Origin of the sequence: Povalibacter sp. (assembly GCF_036735925.1) — a bacterium.
Lineage (GTDB): Bacteria > Pseudomonadota > Gammaproteobacteria > Steroidobacterales > Steroidobacteraceae > Steroidobacter.
On record NZ_DAINNK010000074.1, the window covers coordinates 5,457 to 24,884 of the forward strand.

Here is a 19,428-nt window from a genome sequence, read left to right on the forward strand (position 1 = left end):
AGTGACGCGCGTGGCGCGCGAAGTGGGTACCGAAGGCAAGCTCGGCGGTCAGGCGAAGGTCGAAGGCGTTGCCGGCACCTGGAAGGACCTCACCGACAACGTGAACCTGATGGCCGCGAACCTCACCGGCCAGGTGCGCAACATCGCCGATGTCACCACGGCGGTGGCGAGCGGCAACCTGTCGAAGAAGATCACCGTCGACGTCAAAGGCGAAATCCTCGAACTCAAGAACACCATCAACACGATGGTGGACCAGCTCAACTCGTTCGCCTCCGAAGTGACGCGCGTGGCGCGCGAAGTGGGTACCGAAGGCAAGCTCGGCGGTCAGGCGCGCGTCGAAGGCGTCGCCGGCACCTGGAAGGATCTCACCGACAACGTGAACCTGATGGCCGCCAACCTCACCGGCCAGGTGCGCGGCATCGCCGAAGTCGTGACGGGCGTCGCCAACGGCGACCTCACCCGCAAGCTGGTGGTGGAAGCCAAGGGCGAAATCGCCGCGCTCGCCAACACCATCAACGGCATGATCGGCACGCTCGCCACCTTCGCCGACCAGGTGACCAACGTGGCTCGCGAAGTGGGTACCGAAGGCAAGCTCGGCGGTCAGGCGAGCGTGCCGGGCGCCGCCGGCCTGTGGCGCGATCTCACCGACAACGTGAACCAGCTCGCGGCGAATCTCACGACGCAGGTGCGCGCGATCGCGGAAGTCGCCACCGCCGTGACCAAGGGCGATCTGACGCGCTTCATCACGGTGGAAGCCTCGGGCGAAGTCGCTTCGCTCAAGGACAACATCAACGAGATGATCCGCAATCTCAAGGACACGACCCAGAAGAACACCGAGCAGGACTGGCTCAAGACCAACATCGCGCGCTTCAACCGGCTGCTGCAGGGCCAGCGCGATATCCGCCACGTGTCGAACCTGATCCTGTCGCAGCTCGTACCGCTGGTGAATGCACAGCAGGCACTGTTCTACCTCACCCGGCCCACCGATCACGGCGCCGTGCTGGAACTGGTCGCGAGCTACGCCGCACCGCATCGGCCGCGCCCGCCGCAGAAGCTGCATCTCGGCGAAGGTCTCATTGGCCAGTGCGCGGCGGAGAAGCGCAGCATGCTGCTGAACGACGCGCCGCACGGCTACATGCACATCAGTTCCGGTCTGGGTCACGCCAGGCCGATCAGCATCATCGTGCTGCCGGCATTGTTCGAAGGCGAAGTGAAGGCCGTGCTGGAACTGGGCTCGTTCGAGCGCTTCAGCACCGTCCATACGCTGTTCCTCGACCAGCTCATGGAATCCATCGGCATCGTGCTGAACACGCTGGCCGCCAACATGCAGACCGAGGTGCTGCTGGCGCAGTCGCAGCTGCTGACGCGCGAACTGCAGAGCCAGCAGGACGAACTCAAGAACACCAACGACCGGCTGGAGCAGCAGGCCACGACCCTGCAGCGCTCGGAAGACCTGCTGCGTACGCAACAGGAAGAGCTGCGCGCCAAGAACGAAGAACTGGTGGAGAAAGCGAACCTGCTGTCGTGGCAGAACAAGCAGGTGGAAGCGAAGAACCAGGAGGTCGAGCGCGCCAAGGAACAGCTCGAGGAAAAGGCCGAACAGCTCGCGCTGACTTCGAAGTACAAATCCGAATTCCTCGCCAACATGTCGCACGAGCTGCGCACGCCGCTCAACAGCCTGCTGATTCTTTCCAGGTTGCTCGCCGACAACGCCGACAACAACCTGATGCCGAAGCAGGTCGAGTTCGCGCAGACCATCAATCGCGCCGGCACCGAACTGCTGGCCCTGATCAACGACATTCTCGATCTGTCGAAGATCGAATCCGGCACCGTGACGCTCGATGTCGGCACGGTCGAATTCTCCGAGGTCGTCGACAACCTGCAACGCAGCTTCGAACAGCTGGCCTCGAACCGGAAGCTCAGCTTCCGCATCGAACTCGATTCGTCGCTGCCGCCCGCCATGACGACCGACGAAAAGCGGTTGCAGCAGATCCTCAAGAACCTGCTGTCGAATGCTTTCAAATTCACGCACGAGGGCGGCGTCGTGCTCTCGATCCAGCGCGTGCGCTCCGGATGGAATTCGACCAACGAGCTGCTGAACACCGCCGGCGCCGTCGTCGCCTACTCGGTGGCGGATACCGGCATCGGCATTCCCAGCGACAAGCTGCGCGTGATCTTCGAAGCCTTCCAGCAGGCCGACGGCACGACCAGCCGCAAGTACGGCGGCACGGGTCTCGGCCTGTCGATCAGCCGCGAAATCTGCCGCCTGCTCGGCGGCGAGATCACGGTGGAGAGCACGCCGCAGCACGGCAGCCGCTTCACGCTGTATCTGCCGCTGATGTTCGACATGGCGTGGCGGCCGGTGGCGAACGTCACGCACCAGATTGCTCACGGCAGCGAGTCGCTGCGGGCGCCGGTCGATGCGGTCGAAAGCACGCCGCTGCTGCGCGTTGCCGAACTCACGGACGATCGTCAATCCATCGAGCCCGGCGATCCGGTGCTGCTCATCATCGAGGACGACGCCAAGTTCGGACAGATCCTGCTCGACCTCGCGCATGACCGCGGCTTCAAGGCCGTCGTCTCGCCAACGGGCAGCGGTGCATTGCAGCTCGTGCGCCGCTTCAACCCTGCCGTGATCACGCTCGATATCCGTCTGCCCGACATGGACGGCTGGCGGCTGCTCGACATCCTCAAGCGCACGGCCGAGACGCGTCACATTCCGATTCACATCATCTCGGTGCAGGATCCGCGCGAGCGCGGCACCCAGATGGGCGCCTTCTCGGTACTGGAAAAGCCGGTCGATCGCGAGACGCTGCAGCAGGCGCTGGCCCGCACCGAGGACTTCATCGCACGGCCCACCAAGGAACTGCTGCTGGTCGAAGACGACGATCTGCAGTTCGGCGAGATTTCCCGCCTGATCGGCAATGGCGACGTTCACGTGACGCGCGTCTGTACCGGACAGGAGGCGCTCGAAGCGCTGCAGCAGCGCAGCTTCGACTGTGCGGTGGTCGATCTGGTCCTGCCCGACATGGACGGCGTGAACCTGATCGAAGCGATTCGCCGCAATCCCGCGCAGCGCCTGCCCGTCATCATCCACACGGCGAAGGATCTGAATGCCGAGGAGGAAGCGCGGCTGCGCAAGCTGGCCGAATCGTTCATCACCAAAGGCCCGGAATCGCCGCAGCAACTGTTCGACGAGACGGCGCTGTTCCTGCATCGCGCCGTCGAGAACATGCCGCCGGAACAACGCCGCATCATCGAGCGCGCGCGCCGTCGCGAGCCGGGCCTGGCCGGACGCAAGGTGCTGATCGTCGACGACGACATTAGAAACATCTTCTCCCTTACGGGCGTGCTGGAGCAGCACGACATCGAAGTGCTGCATGCGGAGAACGGCCGCGACGGCATCGACATGCTGGACACCACCTCCGGCATCGACATGGTGCTCATGGACGTGATGATGCCGGACATGGACGGCTACGAAACCATGCGCCAGATCCGCTCGCGCGAGCAGTTCCGCAAGCTGCCGATGATCGCGATCACGGCGAAGGCCATGAAGGGCGATCGCGAGAAATGCATCGAAGCAGGAGCTTCCGAATACCTGTCGAAACCGGTGGACGTCGATCAGCTGGTGTCGATGATGCGGGTCTGGCTGCGACGCACCTGAGCTTCGGATCGCATGAACCTCGATGCAGTGCCGACCGCTGTGAGGGAGCCGCGCGTAAGGGAAGGAGCCGCGACCATCCTGGTCGTCGATGACGAGGCGAAGAATCGCTTCGCGCTGGTGCAGGTGCTGGCGGATCTCGAAGAGAACGTGGTCGAGGTCGCATCCGGCGAAGACGCGCTGCGCTTCCTGTTGCGCGAAGAATGCGCGGTCATTCTGCTCGATGCCAACATGCCGGGTCTCGACGGCTACACCACGGCCGAACTGATCCGGCGCCGCGATCGCTCGCGTCACATTCCCATCATCTTCGTCAGCGCCATCGACAAGGACGACAAGCACGTCCGCCATGCGTACGCGCTGGGTGCGGTCGACTACGTCTTCAAGCCGGTCGATCCGATGATCCTGCGCTCGAAGGTGTCGGTGCTGGTCGACCTGTTCAAGAAGAGCGCCGAGGCGCAGCGCGCCGCGCAGCTCGAGCGCATCCTGCTGGAAGAGAACTTCCGCATCCGCCAGGAGAAACTCGAAGCCGAACGCCAGCTGCGCCAGAGCGAGGAGCAGCAGGCGCTGATCCTGCGTTCGCTGCCGATCGCCGTCTACAGCAGCGAGCTGAACTCGAACCTGCGCGGCCCGCGCTTCATCGGCGACGGCATCGCCGAGCTGGTCGGGTTCCCGCGCGTGCAGTTCATAGAAGAGCCGGATCTGTGGATGTCGCGCATCCATCCGGACGACATTGCGCGCGTCATGGCCGAAGCGGCGGCGCTCGAAACGAAGGAAGCCACCAGCATCGAGTATCGCTGGCGCTGCGCGGACGGTGCCGAGCGCGTGTTCCTGGACCAGGCCGTGCTCGTTCCTGGCCACGCCGGCGGCAACCGCAATGTCTTCGGCGTGTGTCTCGACGTCACCGAACGGCGCAGCGCCGAACAGCAGCTGTTCCAGTCGCAGAAGATGGAGGCGGTCGGCCAGCTCACCGGCGGCATCGCCCACGACTTCAACAACATGCTGACCGTCGTGATCGGCAATCTGGATGCCCTGACCCGATCGCTCAAGGGCACGGGCCGCAACTTCGATCGCGTGCAGATGGCGTTGATCGGCTCGCTGAGCTGCGCGGAGCTGACGCAACGCATGCTGGCCTTCGCGCGTCGCCAGCCGCTGCAGCCGCGACCGCTCGATCTGGGAAACGTCTGTCGCAACATCACCAAGCTGCTCGGACGCACGCTGGGCGAAAGAATCCACATGGACGTCGCGGTGGCCGCCGAGCTGTGGCTGGTCCTGGCCGATCCGGCCCAGGTGGAATCCTCGCTGATCAATCTGGCGGTCAACGCGCGCGATGCGATGGTCGAAGGCGGCCTGCTCAGAATCGAAGCGACCAATGCGCACTTCGCGCACCAGGACGACGAAATTCCCGCAGGCGATTTCGTCGTGCTGAGCGTTACCGACAACGGCACGGGCATGGCGCGCGACGTCCTGGCCCGCGCCGTCGAGCCGTTCTTCACCACCAAGAAGATGGGACACGGTACCGGCCTGGGCCTGAGCATGGTGTATGGCTTCATGCGCCAGTCCGGCGGACATATGCGCATCGACAGCACGCCTGGTCGTGGCACCAGCGTGCGTCTGTATCTGCCGCGCGTCATCGCCGATGCACGCATCGAAGTCGCCGTCGTCGATGAGGAATCGGACGAATACTCCGGCCTCGAACGCACGGTGCTGCTGGTCGAGGACGATGCCGGGGTGCGCGCCGTCACCGCATCGTTGCTGCGCGAACGCCAGTTCTCCGTGATCGAAGCCGACAGCGGCGCACGCGCGCTGGAAATCATCGATCGCGAACCCGCCATCGATCTGTTGTTCACCGACGTCGTCATGCCCGGCGGCATGGACGGCTTCCAGCTTGGCAAGCTCGCGCGCGAGCGCCGCGCCAATCTGCCCGTGCTGTACGCCACTGGCTATGCCGCTTCGTTCAGTGCTTCGGAACAGCACGCCGACGTACTGGCCAAGCCGTATCGGGAAAAGGATCTGCTCGCCAAGCTGCGGGCGCTGCTGCCGCAGGCGGCGCAGGCATAGACGTTCACCGCGTCCGCGGCTTCTATCGGATATCCGTGCTCCGACCCGTGTAGCTCACGATGGCGACGCTGCGCGCGAGTGGCCATCCTGTCGTCCCGCTGCTGTTTCCGGAGAACATCGATGAAAGCCGTACGTTTCGTCGCGATCGGCCGGCCGGCCGAAATCGTGGATGCTCCCGCTCCCCGGCCTGGTCCCGGTCAGGTCGTCATCAAGGTGGCCGGCGCCGGTGTGTGTCACTCCGATCTGCACATCCTCGACGAGGATCTCGGGCTCAAGGGCCCGTTCATTCTCGGACACGAAAACGCCGGCCACATCGCCGCGCTCGGCCAGGGCGTGAGCGAATGGAAGGAAGGCGATGCCGTCGCCGTGTACGGCCCGTGGGGCTGCGGCCGCTGTCACACCTGCCAGACCTCGGCGGAGAACTACTGCGAGAACCACGCGAGTCTCGGCACGATGGGCGGCGGGCTCGGCTCGGACGGCGGCATGGCCGAGTACATGCGGGTGCCGTCGTCGCGCCTGCTCGTGCCGCTCGGCAAACTCGATCCCGTCGCGGCTGCGCCGTTGTCGGATGCGGCGCTCACTCCCTATCACGCCATCAAGGCTGCACTGCCCTTGCTGACACCGGACGCCAGCGTCGTCGTCATCGGCATCGGCGGTCTCGGCCACATGGCCGTGCAGATCCTGCAGGCTTTGAGCCCCGCGCGCCTGATTGCAGGCGACATCGACGACAGCAAACTCGAACACGCACGCAAGCTCGGCGTGAAGCACACGGTGAACACGCGCGATGCCGATGCCGCCGCCACTGCCATCGCGGAATTCACCGGACCGCGCGGCGCCACCGTCGTGCTCGACTTCGTCGGTGCGCAGGCAACGGTGGATCTCGGTGTCCGCGTCGTCGGACGCAACAGTCGTCTGACGGTGGTCGGCCTCGGCGGTGGCGTCGTCAACTACGCCGCCAACTCGCCGCCGTACGGCTGCCAGGTCACGGTTCCGTACTGGGGTTCGCGCACCGAGCTCATGGAAGTGATCGCACTTGCCGCCGCCGGCCGCATCCATGCCGAAGTCGAAACCTTTCCGCTGGACAAGGCGGTCGAGGTCTATCAGCGCTTGCGTGAAGGGAAGATTCGCGGACGGGCGGTGCTGAAGCCGTAGGCGCCCAACGATGGGGTTTCTGTAGGTCAGGCTTTAGCCTGACATCCGAAAAGAGGCCGGCTGAAGCCGGCCCCACAGTGAGATGCCCCCCACCCTCCCCCGCTGCGCAGATCCGTGCGCCCACTGGCCTCGCACCAGGCGATTCGGCAGACTGGTGGCGTCATACGCACGGAGATCGGAATGAGCGACCTTGTTGCATACGTGCGCAGAAATCACATGGAAGTAATGAACCTGAAGGACGGGCAGGTGGCGCAGGGCAGCGGTGCATTCTCCACGACGCGATTGCTGGTCGGTGATTTCATAACGGCAGAGGGGTTGCTTGCGAGGCTGGTCAAGGAGGTGAAATCGAAGGGTTTCTTCTCTGTTCAGCCAAGGCTTCTGCTTCAGCCGCTCGAAATGACGGAAGGCGGGCTGTCGCAGGTCGAAGAGCGAGTCTTCCTTGAACTTGGGGCGGGTGCAGGTGCGCGTCACGTCAAAGTGCACGTGGGTCCAAGGCTGGGCCCGCAAGCGGCCTTCGAGGCAATCAATGCGCGCGCGTAACGGAAGACTGCTCGACCACCCGAAATGGGTGCGCGCGTTGACGAAAATCTGCGGCACTTCGTGCTCAGGAAGTTTCCATTCTCAGTCGTATATGCGGTGGCGGGCGACATGATCTACATCGTCGCAGTCGCTCATGGCAGCCGCGAACCCGACTACTGGCGGCTGTGCGTGCAAGACCGCTGACAATCGATGACCCGCTACGTCGCATTCCTCCGGGGCGTGAGTCCGATGAACTGCAGGATGCCGCAGCTCAAACGCTGTTTCGAGGCGGCGGGTTTCACGGAGGTGAAGACGCTGCTGTCGAGCGGCAACGTCGCATTCTCCGCACGTTCGACGTCAGTCGCCGCGCTGGAAAAGAAGGCGAGGAAAGCGATGCAGAAACACCTGGATCGGGTTTTTCAGACGATCGTCCGGCCCGCGGCCCATCTCCAGTCGCTCATCGACGCCGATCCCTTCGCGGAATTCGATCTGCCGAAGAACGCCAAGCGCGTCGTCACGTTCCTGCCGCGGCCGTACGAGGGATCGATAACGCTGCCGGTGTCGCGCGATCAGGCGTCCATCCTGAAGCTCGAAGGCGCAGAAGTGTTCTCGGTGTACGTTCCGAACGAAAAGGGGCCCGTGTTCATGGCCCTGCTGGAGCGCACGTTCGGCGCGGCGATCACGACGCGAACGTTCGATACGGTCAGGAAGTGCGCGGTCGCTTGAAGAGCCGCCCGACAGTTTCGTCGACTGCATGCTCTGGCTTCGCGCGGATGAGGTCGTCATGGAAAAACTGATGCGATTTCCCAGCGCGGTCCGACGCGATCCGGCCATCGAGCGATGGATGCGTGAACATCCGGGCGAACTCGGCGCCATCGCGCGCCGCTGGTTCGAAGTCATGCGCAACTGCGGCGACGACGTTCGGGAGTTGCTGCACGACGGCCATCCGACGGCGTGCATCGGCGATGCGGCGTTCGGCTATGTGAATGCCTTTACCGCACACGTGAATGTCGGCTTCTTCCGCGGTGCCGAACTGGCCGATCCGCGCGGCCTGCTGGAAGGCACGGGCAAGTACATGCGTCATGTGAAGCTGCGGCCGGAACGCGATGTCGATGCGGCGGCGCTTGCGGCGCTGATCGAGGCGGCCTACGGCAACATGAAGAGGCACCTCGCGGCGGGATGATCGCGATTGCAGATTCTGATCCCCTCCTCCGCGCAGCGGGGGAGGGTCAGGGTGGGGGCCCTCTTACTGTGGGGCCGGCTTCAGCCGGCCTCTTTATTCCGAAGTCAGGCTGAAGCCTGACCTACAACGGCAGCGCAAACGCCTGCAGCTTCGCGGGCGCGCCGCCACCGCCCGTCGCCACGACGATGTACTGCCGGCCTTTGGCTTCATACGTCATCGGCGTGCCGTACGGCGGCTCGCTCATCCTGTGTTCCCACACCACGGCGCCGGTTTTCTTGTCGAAGGCGCGCATGAAGAACTCCGTGGTCGAGTATCCCGGACCGTCCGGGCGGGTCTGCACCTGGTTCACGAACAGCAGCGACTTCGTCACCAGCGGACCGCCGCTGGATAGAAAGGTGTGACTCGATGCGCCGAGCGGCGGCAGCTTGAGATCCTTGAGCAGCGGGTGATCGCGCGGGCCATCGCCGTGCGCGACCTGCCAGGCGATCTCGCCCTTGTTCAGATCGATCGCAGTGACGACGCCGTACGGCGGCTTGAGCAGTGGCAGGCCCTGCGGGCCGGAGGGACCGACGGGGTTCTGGATGAAGTACGCGGACTTCTGCTTCGCCGGATCGCCTTTCACCACCGCAGCGAGCGACAGGATGTCGGCGGATTCGAGAAACAGGTAACCAGACTCCGGATCGAACCCCGAACCGCCCCAGTTCGCGCCGCCCGCAGCGCTCGGCACCTGCAGCACGCCTTTCTTGCCGCCTTCGCCGACGACGCTCGGCGGCGTGAACAGCGGACCCAGCGTGTACTCGCTCACGATCTTCAACGCCTCGGCGCGCAGTTCGGGCGTGAAATCGATCAGGTCGTCGACCGTGATGCCCTGTCGCGCGAAGGCCGGCGGCTTCGTTGGAAATGGCTGGGTCGGCGAAGTCTTCTCGCCCGGCACCGTCGACTGCGGCACGGGACGCTCTTCGATCGGCCACACCGGTTTGCCCGTCGCGCGATCGAACACGTACGTGAAGCCCTGCTTGCTGATCTGCGCGATGGCCTTGATGCGCTTGCCGTCGACCGTGATGTCGGCGAGCGTCGGCGCCGCAGGAAAGTCGTAGTCCCACAACCCGTGATGCACGCCCTGGAAATGCCAGGCGAGCTTGCCGGTCTGCGCCTCGATGGCGAGCAGGCTTTCGGCGTACAGGTTGTCACCGTGACGATCGCCACCGTAGTAGTCGTTGGTCGGCGTGCCGGTCGGCACATACACGAGGCCGAGTTCGGGATCGGCGCTCATCGGCGCCCAGGCGTTGGTGTTGCCGGAATACTTCCAGGCGTCGTTCTCCCACGTCGCGGTGCCCGCTTCTTCTTCCTGCGGCACGGTGTGGAAGATCCACTTCGGCGCACCGGTGCGAACATCGAAAGCCTGGATGTGGCCGGCCGGCATCTGTGGCGAAGTGGGACGATCGAACACGGTACAGCCGACGACCACGACGTCGCCCACGATCACGGGCGGTGCGTTGAAGCCGATGAGACGGCGCTGTTCTTCGCCGCCAATCAACGCGACCTGCAGATCGACGCGACCGTTCGCGCCGAAGGAGGTGATGGACTCGCCAGTCTGTGCATCGAGCGCAATGAGCTGACCGACGCCGGTGGCGATGACGATGCGTCGCTCGCGACGATCGCCGACCGTGCCTTCCCAGTACGCGACGCCGCGATGCTGCCAGCCGCTGTTCGCAGGCCGGCGCCCCGCGGCGTACGCCTGCGGATCGAAGACCCAGCGTGTCTTGCCGCTCGACGCATCGATGGCGACCACCTGGCTGAATCCGGTACTGGTGTACAGCACGCCGTCGATCATCAGCGGCGTCGGTTTGAAATAGCCGGGACGTTCCCTGGTAGTGCCGCTCGCGACGAGCGCATCGTCCGGGCTCGTCCAGCTCCACGCGACCTGCAGCGACGACACATTGCGCGCATCGACCTGCGCGAGCGGCGAGTACTTGTCGCTGCCGGCGCTGCCGCCGTAGTAGCGCCACTCGCCGCGCGAGGTGTCGTCCGCGTGAGCAGCGAACGGCAATGTGCAGAGCAATGTTGCGAGACCGAAGATGCGACGCTGCATGTAATCCCCTCTCCGATGCCTGTGGGGCGGGCTTTAGCCGGCTTCTGTCGGAGTCAGGCTGAAGCCTGACCTACAGGAAGAGTCCGCTCAGAACTTCAGCATGAACTCGATCGCGGCCTTCAGCTCCGCATCGCTGCAATCGTTGCAGGTGCCCATCGGCGGCATGGTGTTGAGGCCTTGCTTCACGTTCGCGAGCATCGCGTCGACGCCGTTGCCCAGCCGCGGTGTCCAGTCGTTCTCGATGCCGCTGATCGGTGCGCCGTTCCAGCCGGTGCCATGGCAGGCACCGCAGAAGGACTGGTAGATCTGGTCGGCGCTGCGCTGTGTGGCGGGCGTCGTTACAGGTGCAACGACCATTGCCGTCGCAGCGATCAGGCAGGCGGAAAGGAAGGACCGGCGCTTCATGCAGCCAGTCTAAACAGCGGGATGTCGCGACGAGCCGGTCTTGACGTTCGTTTGCTCTGCGACGACTGGCGCTACGGGCCGATGCGTGCGGCGTTGCCGGGAATATGCATTAGGACCGGACCGTCACCACCCGCGTCCATCTGCGCGCGCTGCATGCGTAGGCTCGCGCGCCGCATGGCGAGTTCCTGGTCCTGCAGATCGCGATAGGTCTGGAGCTGTTCGGTCGTCAGGATGTGCGAAACGGCTTCGCGGGCGCGTTCATAGGACTGCTCCGTGCGCTCGAGCTGTTCTTCCTGCCAGCCCAGCCGCTCGTCGAAGCTCATGCCGGCAAACTGGCGCGCCACGACGTCGGCCTGACGGTTCTCCTGCGCCTGTCGTTCGAACTGCGCCAGCGCATCGCGCAACGGCTGGCGCTGATCGTCGCGTAGCGGAATGCCGGCGTTGTCGAGCGCGCTGCTCAGTTGTCGTACACGCATGCGTGCACCCATGGAGTTCTGGTAGTCCTGCCATTGCTGCTCGCCGCCGCTGCCGAGCAGGGCACCGATCTCGGCGCGATCGGCGAGTTGCCGCTGCTGCATGCTCTTCTGCATCTGCGCGATCTCTTCCTGCGTCGGTGCGCGATCCGCAGGAAAGTCCCCCGACCGCTCCATGTTGCGCAGCTGCTGGTCGACCAGCAGATCGAGCAGGCGATCCGCCTGTTCCTGCGAAATGTTCAGTTCGCGCGCCAGATCCGGATGCATCTGCTGCATGCCGAAGCGCTGCTGCGTGCGCATCGCCTGCCGATATTCCGGATCGCGCATCAGTTCGTGTTGGCGGTTGACGAAGCGTTGTCGCATCTGGGCCGATCGTTCCGGCGCGATTGCGACGGGTTGCGGTGCGACGGGGTCCGGTCGCATGGCGAGCCGTGGTGCTGCGGTCTGCACCGGTTCGATGACGGCGGCAGATGGGTGCGGCGGTGGAGGCGGCGTGAAAGGAGTGGGCGTGCGCGGCGGTTGCTGCACGTCGAGGCGGGCCTGCAATTCCTTGTTGCGTTGACGTTCGGTTGCGAGCTGCGAGTGGAAGTAAGCGGCGGCGCTGGCGCTCGCCAGGGTGGCGAAGGCGAGGATCAGCACGGTCCTGTTCATGACTGCCCCTTCCTGTTTCAGTCTTCAAGGATCTGCTCTTCCTGTGGGGCCGGCTTTCCCGCGGGATTCCCTTCGGTCACAGCCGGCCTTTTCTTAAGAGTCAGGCTGAAGCCTGACCTACAGGAGGAGATCAGCCCGCGCTCTGGTTCGCCACTTCCCTGCGCAGTTCGCGCAGCTTCATCTTGATCGTGGCAGCGTTGGTCGGCCCCATGCGCAGCAGCAGCTTCTGGCCGGCCGAACGCTCTTCGAGGCTGGCGTCGGCAAACTCGTAGAACACGCCAGGCTGTTTCAGTCGCACCGGACCGGTGACTTCCGGCGTCTGCAGCAGATGATCGATGACTTCGACCAGCCGGTTGTTGAAGTACGCCTCGGGATAGCCGAGTTCGACGTACGCCTGCTGGAACAGCGGGTAATAACGCTTGTACAGCGCGGCGACCTGCCGCGTGTCGGTATTGCGCACCAGCGCCATGATCGGCGCATAGCGCGCGTAGTTCTGTTCGCTGAGCGTGAGGGATTCGTCCTGACCGTCGACGACCGGCAGTCCGCCGGTCGGCTGCACGGGCCACATTTGCACGGAGGTCTTCTTGCGCGGCAGGTTGTCGATCGTCACCACCACGTGCCGCACGATGTCCTTCGGCACCAGGAACTGATCGATCGCCTTGCCGAAGAGGCCGGAGAGCGAATCGTGGACGGCGGCGTCGCTCTCGCCCAGCGCCGGCAGCGGCGCCGCGGTCGATGCGCCGTCGTCGATCGGATAGTTTGCGGACCGATCCGGCGCGGTCGCGACGGGCGCCGGCTGCACCTGCTCCGCGACCGGGGGTTCTTCCTTGTGCTTGCGGCCGTAATAGAGCGCGGCGGCGAGACCCGCCACCACCACGATGGGAATGCCCCACCACAGATACTTTTTCGCTTCCTCTTCCACGCCGGTCTCCGAGGTTGGTTACTTCGCAGGTTTGACGAACTTCAGCACGAAGTTGTCGGCCTCGCCGATCGCTACATATTTGTCGCGATCCTGATCGCCGAGCGCCAGCGTCGGCGGCAGCGTCCACACGCCGCGCGGCCAGTCCTTGGTGTCCTTGGGATTGGCGAGGATCTCCGACTTGCCGACATACTTGAAGCCGGCCTTCTCGGCGAGTGCGATGGTGTAGTCCTCGCGCACGTAACCGTTCTGCGCCTTCGGATCCTGCGGCTTGTCGTTGCCGGCGCGATGTTCCTCGACACCGAGCACGCCGCCCGGCTTGAGCGCCTTGTGGAATGCGGCAAAGACCTGGTCCGCCGTGCCCGCGCCCATCCAGTTGTGGACATTGCGGAAGGTCACGACCAGATCGGCAGAACCTTCGGGCGCGATCTCGTAGCTGCCGCCGCCGAGTTCGCCGAGCTTCAGCTTGCCGTAGACCGCCGGGGTCTCGTCGATCTTCTTTTTCCAGCCGTCGTAGTACTGCGCCGCACGTTCGCTGGCAGTCCGCGGCGAGATCGCGATGTACAGCGTGCCCTTGTCGTGCAGGTACGGCGCGAGGATTTCCGTCCAGTAACCGCCACCCGGCGAAATTTCGACCACGGTCATCGTCGGCTTGATGTCGAAGAATTCCAGTTCCTCCTGCGGCTTGCGCACCTTGTCGCGTTCGACGAAGGCGGGCGTGCGATGCGGGGACGCAATGGCCTTGGCCAGGGCTTCGTCCTTGGCCAGCGCGCCGGACAGCGGCAGCGCCGCCACGGTGAGGCCGGCGATCACGGGCACGAGTCGCATGAGAGGTCGCATGATGGGCAGACTCCGTTGTTCTGAATGGACCGCGTCGAGCGCAGCGACTGTACCAGAGCGAAACCGCACCGATGTATTGCGCCAAGACATCGTCGGGCCCGCTGACCTTTCATGACAACGTCATGCAGAACCGGTTCCCGTCATCGCCGCGATGGTGGCCAGCCAGCCGGTGAAGTGACTACCATGGCGCCCTCCCATGATCCTGCGCTCACTTCCCACGTTGATTTCTTGCATCGCGGCAGGATTGTTCTGCGGCGTCGATGCGTCGGCCGCGCCTGCCACGTTCCAGCTCAGGGAATGCGAGTTCGCCCAGTTGCTCGGCAGCAGTGCCGCGGCGCGTTGCGGCCGGTTCCAGGTTGCGGAGAATCGCGATGACCCGGCGAGCCGGACCATCGAGCTGCGCATCACGGTCATTCCGTCGCTGCGCCTGCAGCCCGAGCCGGATCCGCTGGTGCTCATCAGCGGCGGCCCGGGTCAGTCCGCCACGGATTTCTACGCGTCGACCGGCGCGGCCTTCGCAGCGATCCGTCGCGACCGCGACATCCTGATCGTCGACCAGCGCGGCACCGGCGCATCGCAGCCGCTGGACTGCGCGTTCGACAGCGATGCGGACCTGGTCATCGAAGAGCCGCAGCAGTTGCGCCGCCTCGGCGAGGCATGTCTGGCGAAGCTGCCTGGCGATCCGCGTTTCTATACGACCAGCGTCGCGGTGCGCGACCTCGACGAGATCCGCGCGGCGCTCGGCTACGAAAAACTCAATCTGTATGGCGTCTCGTACGGCACGCGGGTCGCGCAGCACTACCTGCGCCGTTATCCGCAGCGTGTGCGCAGCCTGATTCTCGACGGCGTGGTGCCGGTCGATCTCGCCCTCGGTCCCGACATCGCGCCGCGCGCCCAGGCGGCGCTCGATGCGATCTTCGATCGCTGCACGGCCGATCGCGACTGTGCCGCGGCGTTTCCCGATGCGCGCGATCAGTTCCGGGCGCTGCGCACGCGCCTCGAACGCGAGCCCGTCGTGGCGCATCTGCCGGATCCCGTGAGCGCGCAGTGGCTCGATGCGAAGTTCGGCAGCCAGCATCTCAACGCCGCCGTGCGCCTGCTGACCTACAGCGATGAAACGGCCTCGCTGCTGCCGCTGCTCATCCACCAGGCCCAGTCGCAGCAGCAGGTCGATGCACTGGTGGCGCAGTACCTGATGATCGAGCGGACCATGGACCTGCAGTTCGCCTACGGCATGCACTTCGCCGTGGTCTGCAGCGAGGACGCGCCGCGCTGGGACAGCCAGCCGGTGGCAGAGGCGGTGCTCGAGGCCACGTATCTCGGAGCCAATTTCATGCGCGGCATGCGCGCCGTGTGCGACATCTGGCCGCGCGGAGTCGTCGATGAAGGATTCAACGCGCAGCTGCACAGCGACGTGCCGGCATTGATCCTCTCGGGCGGCAACGATCCGGTCACGCCGGCGGCCTACGGCGAACGCGTGCTCGCCTCGTTTGCGAAGGGCCGTCACCTGGTGCTCGACGGGCAGGGGCACGGCCAGCTCGCGACCGGCTGCATGCCGCGCCTGCTGGCGAAGTTCGTCCGCAGCGCCGATGCGGGCGGGCTCGATGCAACGTGCCTCGACGGCGTGCGGCCCGCGCCGTTCATGCTGACGCCGGCGGCGACGGCGCCATGATGATGGAAGTGACGAAAGTGACGAAAGTCACGAACGTGACGAGAGTTGCTGAATCGCAGCCACTGCGTCGCGACCTCTCCGACCTTCGTCACCCTCGTCACTTCCGTGACTCCCTCTCATGATCCTCGTCGACAACCTCGCCAAATCCTTCGGTGCCGTGCAGGCACTGCACGACGTGAGCTTCACGGCGCAGGACGGCCGCATCACGGGCCTGCTCGGTCACAACGGCGCGGGCAAGTCCACCACGCTGCGCATCCTGAGCACCGTGCTGCGCGCAGACAAAGGCCGCGCCCTGGTCGACGGCCACGATTGCAGCAGCGATTCGCTGCGCGTGCGGCAGTCGCTCGGCGTGCTGCCGCATGCCAGCGGCCTGTACGTGCAGCTCACCGGCCGGGAGAACATCGAGTACTACGCGCGCCTGCACGGCATGAAAGGCGCGGCGCTGCGCAGCGCCTGCGACGGACTCATCGAACGCTTCGGCATCGGCGCCGTTGCGGGCCGGCGCGCCAAGGGCTATTCGCAGGGCGAGCGTCTCAAGGTGGCGCTGGCGCGCGCGCTGATCCACAAGCCGCGCACCGTGATCCTCGACGAGCCCACCAACGGACTCGACGTGAATGCCGTGCGCATGCTGCGCGAAATCATCCGCGAACTGCGCGCGAGCGGCTGCTGCGTGCTGTTCTCCAGCCACGTGATGCAGGAAGTGGCGGCGCTCTGCGATGACATCGTCATCATTGCGCAGGGACGCGTGGTGGTGCATGGCACGCCGGGCGAGATCCTCACTGCACTCGGCACGGACGATCTGGAAGAAGCCTTCGTGCGCGCCGCGGCGGACAGGGAAAGCGCATGAGCGCGATCGGCACGGTCTTCGTCAAGGAAGTGCTGGAAAACCTGCGCGACCGCCGCGTCGTGTTCTCGGCATTCTTTTTCGGCGTGCTGCTGGCGCCGGCGATCTTCGCGCTGACGACGACGCTCGCTTCCAATCGCGCCGTGCGCGACCAGGAACAGCCGCTCAAGCTGCCGGTGATCGGTGCCGAGCAGGCGCCGAACCTGATGCGCTTTCTCGCGGAGCAGGGCGCGCAGATCGAACCGGTGACATCCACGGCCGACGAAGCGACGGCGCAGGTGCGCAACGGCGAACGCGAACTGGTGCTGATCGTGCCGGAGCGCTACGCCGAGCAGCTGCGCCAGGGCGAGCCTGCGCGGCTCGATCTGGTGGTGGACACCTCGAACACCCGCGCTTCCGGCACGACCGAGCGGGCGCGGCGACTGCTCGAAGCCTACGGCCACCAGCTCGCGATGTTGCGTCTGCTGGCGCGCGGCGTGAGTCCGTCGGTCGTCGATCCCGTCGATGTGCGCGCCGTCGACGTCGCCACGCCTGCGGGCCGCTCGCTCATCATCCTGGGGATGATGACCTACTTCTGTCTCATGTCGATGCTGGTGGGCGGCTTCTACCTGGCCATCGACACGACCGCCGGCGAACGCGAGCGCGGTTCGCTCGAACCGCTGTTGTCGCTGCCTGTCACACGATCGCAACTCATCATCGGCAAGATCCTCGCGACCTGCGCCTTCATGGCGATTTCGCTGCTGCTGACGCTGGCGGCGTTCTCGGTCGCCTTGAAGTTCGTGCCGCTCGAAGTGCTCGGCATGTCCGCCAATTTCGGACCGCGAGTCGTGCTGGCGATCTTCGGCGTCATGGTCCTGTTCGTGCCGCTCGGCGCCGGGCTCATGACCGTCGTCGCTTCGTTCACGCGCAGCAATCGCGAAGCGCAGACGTGGCTGTCCGTGGTGCTGATGATTCCGCTCGTGCCGATCATGTTCGCGGTCGTGAGCGGCACGCGCGCCAGCACCGCGCTCATGACCGTTCCCAGCCTGAGCCAGCATCTGCTGGCCACGGCGCTGATGCGCGGCGATGCCGTCGATCCCGTGCATCTCGCCGTTTCCGCGGCGACGACGCTCGGCGTCGGACTATTGCTGATCGCTCTCGCCGCACGACTCTACCGGCGCGAATCCATTCTGGGATGAGCGCTTCGCGCGACGCCGGGCCGGCGTCGTGCCTGTCGCATGAGACGATCCCTGAAATAGCTACTGCATGACTTCCCGATGCGCGCGGCACGTGCGCCTCGCGCGATATCGTCGACACGCGTTTGAGCCTGGAATTCTGCAGGTTTTCGCGCTGTCGCCAGTTACCGTCATTCATCGCGCCCGCCTGCGAAATAAATTCACGCTGCTGTCTGGCGCTCCCGACATTTTGCCTGGCCTGCCTCGCGTGGATTTACTCGCGCCCGTCATGCAACGCGTGCAGCCGAAGCGGGCGGCCACAGACGACGGTTTCGGGCGGGAAGTTTTCGATCCCACTGTGTGCATGAGCTGATCGCTTCGTTTCATCGCGAAGCTTCATGGTGTTTTGACAAGGGCAAACCCGTTGCGAGACGGGGACGCAAAGCCACCGGTCCAGTGCTGCAACGAGGCGCGGGATGGCGGGGCTGCCGGAACACACAGCGTGTCTGCACGCTGTCGTTCTCAGTGTCCCATTCGCGAAGACGGAATTGCCCTCTACGACGAGGGGCTTTCTCATGTTCATCGCGCAGCGCAGGTTCCGCCGGGGCCTGCAGCATCTGTTTCCGATTCTTCTCGCACTCTGCCTGCCGCAACTCGCCGGCGCCGCGATCAACCAGCCGCCGGTGATCAAGGGCACGCCGGCCAAGACCGCGACCGTCGGCAAGGCGTATTCGTTCACGGCGACGGCGACCGATCCCGAAGGCAAGTTCGTCAGCTTCGGCATCCGCAATCAGCCCGCGTGGGCCAGCTTCGATCGCTATGCCGGCCGGCTCAGCGGCACGCCGACCAAGGCAGGTACGTTCTCGAACATCGAGATCTATGCGTGGGACGGTGCGAAGGCGGCAACGCTGCCCAGGTTCACGATCACGGTCAGCACCAGTTCGTCGGGTTCGTCAGGCAATCGTGCACCGACGATTTCAGGCTCGCCGGCCACGTCGGTCACGGTCGGCAACACCTACTCGTTCAAGCCGACCGCCTCCGATCCCGACGGCAACTCACTCGGCTTCTCGATCACGAATCGTCCGGGCTGGGCAACGTTCAGTACCTCGACGGGCCAGTTGAGCGGCAAGCCCGCCAGCAGCAACGTCGGTACCTATTCCAACATCGTCATCTCGGTGAGCGACGGCAAGATCAAGAAGTCGCTGTCGGCGTTCGCGATCGCGGTGAAGGCGGCGAGCGGCACGAGCAACACGGCACCGACCATCAGCGGTTCGCCGGTCACGGCAATCAACGCGGGCTCGGCGTATTCCTTCACGCCGACGGCCAGCGATGCCAACGGCGACAAGCTCACGTTCAGCATCCAGAACAAGCCGTCGTGGGCCACGTTCAGCACCAGCAATGGCCGGTTGTCCGGCACGCCCGGCGCGTCGCAGGTGGGCAGCTATTCGAACATCGTCATTTCGGTGAGCGACGGCAAGGCGTCGGCAGCGTTGAAGGCCTTTGCGGTCAACGTCACTGCGGTGTCGAACGGTTCGGCCACGCTCAGCTGGACACCGCCGACGCGCAACACCGATGGGTCCTCGTTGACGAACCTGAGCGGCTATCGCATCTACTACGGCACGAGTTCGAGCGCGATGAACCAAACCGTGCAGGTCAACAATCCGAGCCTGTCGAGCTATGTCGTCGAGAACCTGTCGCCGGCGACGTACTACTTCGCCGTCAAGGCGCTGACGTCGGGCGGCGCGGAAAGCGCGCTGTCGAATACGGCGAGCAAGAAGGTCAACTGACTCTCTGGTTCCCTCCTC

The 19,428-nt window shown here is 64.9% G+C and carries 16 protein-coding genes and 1 riboswitch; of the genes, 11 read left to right on the plus strand and 5 right to left on the minus strand.

Features of this window, described 5'->3' with window-relative positions; translation table 11 throughout:
• From V7D81_RS18560 to V7D81_RS18590, 7 genes are all read left to right on the plus strand, one after another.
• On the plus strand, positions 1-3,664 hold a 3,664-nt coding region (locus V7D81_RS18560; RefSeq protein ID WP_324319037.1), incomplete at its 5' end, for a hybrid sensor histidine kinase/response regulator.
• Between the two features lie 12 nt (positions 3,665-3,676).
• On the plus strand, positions 3,677-5,719 hold the full coding sequence (locus V7D81_RS18565) for a response regulator (protein WP_324319039.1): 2,043 nt from the start codon (positions 3,677-3,679) through the stop codon (positions 5,717-5,719).
• 120 nt (positions 5,720-5,839) lie between these two features.
• The gene (locus V7D81_RS18570) at positions 5,840-6,871 is read left to right on the plus strand and encodes an NAD(P)-dependent alcohol dehydrogenase (protein WP_324319041.1); all 1,032 of its coding nucleotides are present in this window, start codon (positions 5,840-5,842) and stop codon (positions 6,869-6,871) included.
• Positions 6,872-7,051: 180 nt separating this feature from the next.
• The gene (locus tag V7D81_RS18575) at positions 7,052-7,411 is read left to right on the plus strand and encodes a hypothetical protein (RefSeq protein ID WP_324319043.1); all 360 of its coding nucleotides are present in this window, start codon (positions 7,052-7,054) and stop codon (positions 7,409-7,411) included.
• A gap of 24 nt (positions 7,412-7,435) precedes the next feature.
• Complete coding sequence (locus V7D81_RS18580) at positions 7,436-7,594, plus strand: hypothetical protein (protein ID WP_324319045.1); 159 nt, start codon at positions 7,436-7,438, stop codon at positions 7,592-7,594.
• 6 nt (positions 7,595-7,600) lie between these two features.
• Complete coding sequence (locus V7D81_RS18585) at positions 7,601-8,116, plus strand: DUF1697 domain-containing protein (protein ID WP_324319047.1); 516 nt, start codon at positions 7,601-7,603, stop codon at positions 8,114-8,116.
• Positions 8,117-8,144: 28 nt separating this feature from the next.
• Positions 8,145-8,573: a DUF1801 domain-containing protein gene (locus V7D81_RS18590; RefSeq protein WP_324319048.1), complete on the plus strand. Its 429-nt coding sequence runs from the start codon at positions 8,145-8,147 to the stop codon at positions 8,571-8,573.
• 121 nt (positions 8,574-8,694) lie between these two features.
• Here the strand turns inward: V7D81_RS18590 and V7D81_RS18595 are convergent, their stop codons facing one another.
• The 5 genes from V7D81_RS18595 to V7D81_RS18615 form a co-directional block, all read right to left on the minus strand.
• Positions 8,695-10,665 (minus strand): pyrroloquinoline quinone-dependent dehydrogenase, encoded by a 1,971-nt coding sequence (locus tag V7D81_RS18595; RefSeq protein WP_324319050.1) that lies wholly within the window; start codon positions 10,663-10,665, stop codon positions 8,695-8,697.
• Between the two features lie 87 nt (positions 10,666-10,752).
• Positions 10,753-11,070 carry a c-type cytochrome gene (locus V7D81_RS18600; RefSeq protein WP_324319052.1) on the minus strand — a complete coding sequence of 106 codons (318 nt, stop codon included), beginning with the start codon at positions 11,068-11,070 and terminating at the stop codon, positions 10,753-10,755.
• 71 nt (positions 11,071-11,141) lie between these two features.
• Positions 11,142-12,194 (minus strand): hypothetical protein, encoded by a 1,053-nt coding sequence (locus tag V7D81_RS18605; RefSeq protein WP_324319054.1) that lies wholly within the window; start codon positions 12,192-12,194, stop codon positions 11,142-11,144.
• Between the two features lie 130 nt (positions 12,195-12,324).
• Complete coding sequence (locus V7D81_RS18610) at positions 12,325-13,116, minus strand: DUF3014 domain-containing protein (protein ID WP_324319057.1); 792 nt, start codon at positions 13,114-13,116, stop codon at positions 12,325-12,327.
• Between the two features lie 18 nt (positions 13,117-13,134).
• Positions 13,135-13,953: a class I SAM-dependent methyltransferase gene (locus tag V7D81_RS18615; protein WP_324319059.1), complete on the minus strand. Its 819-nt coding sequence runs from the start codon at positions 13,951-13,953 to the stop codon at positions 13,135-13,137.
• A 196-nt stretch (positions 13,954-14,149) separates the two neighbouring features.
• On the opposite strand from V7D81_RS18615, the gene V7D81_RS18620 reads away from it, so the two are divergent.
• From V7D81_RS18620 to V7D81_RS18635, 4 genes are all read left to right on the plus strand, one after another.
• Complete coding sequence (locus tag V7D81_RS18620) at positions 14,150-15,625, plus strand: alpha/beta fold hydrolase (RefSeq protein ID WP_324319061.1); 1,476 nt, start codon at positions 14,150-14,152, stop codon at positions 15,623-15,625.
• A gap of 118 nt (positions 15,626-15,743) precedes the next feature.
• Complete coding sequence (locus V7D81_RS18625; protein ID WP_324319063.1) at positions 15,744-16,472, plus strand: ABC transporter ATP-binding protein; 729 nt, start codon at positions 15,744-15,746, stop codon at positions 16,470-16,472.
• Positions 16,469-17,647 carry an ABC transporter permease gene (locus tag V7D81_RS18630; RefSeq protein WP_324319065.1) on the plus strand — a complete coding sequence of 393 codons (1,179 nt, stop codon included), beginning with the start codon at positions 16,469-16,471 and terminating at the stop codon, positions 17,645-17,647. The genes V7D81_RS18625 and V7D81_RS18630 overlap by 4 nt, the downstream gene beginning before the upstream one ends.
• Before the next feature lie 380 nt (positions 17,648-18,027).
• A riboswitch (cyclic di-GMP riboswitch) is annotated at positions 18,028-18,116 on the plus strand.
• An 82-nt stretch (positions 18,117-18,198) separates the two neighbouring features.
• Complete coding sequence (locus V7D81_RS18635) at positions 18,199-19,410, plus strand: fibronectin type III domain-containing protein (protein WP_324319067.1); 1,212 nt, start codon at positions 18,199-18,201, stop codon at positions 19,408-19,410.
• Positions 19,411-19,428 lie beyond the last annotated feature (18 nt).